Genomic DNA, 1,151 nt, shown 5'->3' with positions numbered 1-1,151 from the left:
GACAGGGCTGGAGCGATTGCCGGGCAACGGGACCTGCGTGAACGGACCGGTCTCGGTGTGGAATTCCGTCGAGGTGAAAGCGTGGTCGCCGCTATGGCCGAAATTGAGGACGAGAGCTGCCTGCGGGTAGGACCGGGCCGAGGTCGAGATGCCGGCCGCCTGGCGCGCCGGTGACAACCGCCCATCGGCGGCGACCGCAAGCGATGCGTCGACCGTGCTGCCGTCGGCCAGGACGGCACGGGCGTGCTCGGCATCGAGATGCCAGTTCGCCACTATCGACATCAGCCGGTCGATGCCGGCATGCGCGGCAACGGCGCTGGCGAGTGCCGGGTTGAGGACGCTGTTGGGAAGGTTCAGCCCGAACTGGTCCTCGTCGATCTCGCTGGCGCGGAAGGTGACGACCGGGCTGCGGATCAGCCGGCTGGTGGCGTCGACGATGCGCATCACTTTCAGGGGCGCCGCCTTGGATTTGACGGCTTCGAGCACGCCAAGCCGGTCGAGCACTTTCAAGGCAGGGTTCATCAGGGCTGTCGTGCGGCCATCGGGAGCGGTGGCCTCCGGCCCGACCAGTGTCACCGGGAAACCTTCGGCGGCAAAACCGAGCGCCGCGATCAGCCCTGCCGGCCCCGTGCCGGCAACCAGTATCCGCGCAGTTTGCTGATGCTCCAAGATCGGCTTCCGGCTTGCAATGCGAGGCGGGTCCACCCGACCTGCCGTTCGATGAGCATATAGGTCAGATCATGCCGCTTGATCAACGCGGCGATTCGGCCCATTCGGATGTCATGACCGGCCAGCAGGACGACTTCAGGCATCTCGACCGCGCCGGCCGCGCCATGGCCGGCATCGCGCGCAATCCTCGCGTCACGGTAAACGTCGTTGTCGGCGCTTGCATCCTGCTTGCCTGGCTGTCTCTTGCGGCGATGGCAATCCGCGGGGCTGAAACAGGGATTGCGGGCGTCGGCGCCCCTGGCGACAGGATCCTGCGCAGCCTGCCGCCACTGCCGCTGCCCGATTTCCTGGAACGGTTCTTTGTGCTGTGCCTCTCACCGGTGCCCTTGGACGCAGATCTCGGCTTGCAGGCCGGCGCGCTCGTTTTCATGTGGCTCCTGATGGCGGTCGCGATGATGCTGCCTTCGGCGGCGCCGATGATC

At 66.6% G+C, this 1,151-nt stretch carries 1 protein-coding gene and 1 pseudogene; one reads left to right on the top strand and one right to left on the bottom strand.

From position 1 onward, the window contains the following. Positions 1–669: FAD-dependent monooxygenase (locus tag EN939_RS35050; protein ID WP_206528437.1), on the bottom strand; the 669-nt coding region annotated here is incomplete at its 3' end. A gap of 71 nt (positions 670–740) precedes the next feature. Here EN939_RS35050 and EN939_RS35045 point away from each other — a divergent pair. After that, positions 741–1,151: pseudogene (locus EN939_RS35045) on the top strand (DUF2182 domain-containing protein); the annotation flags it as partial.

The sequence above is a fragment of the Mesorhizobium sp. M7A.F.Ca.CA.002.05.1.1 genome (assembly GCF_003998335.1).
Lineage (GTDB): Bacteria > Pseudomonadota > Alphaproteobacteria > Rhizobiales > Rhizobiaceae > Mesorhizobium.
This window is presented reverse-complemented; position numbering and strand designations above follow the sequence as displayed.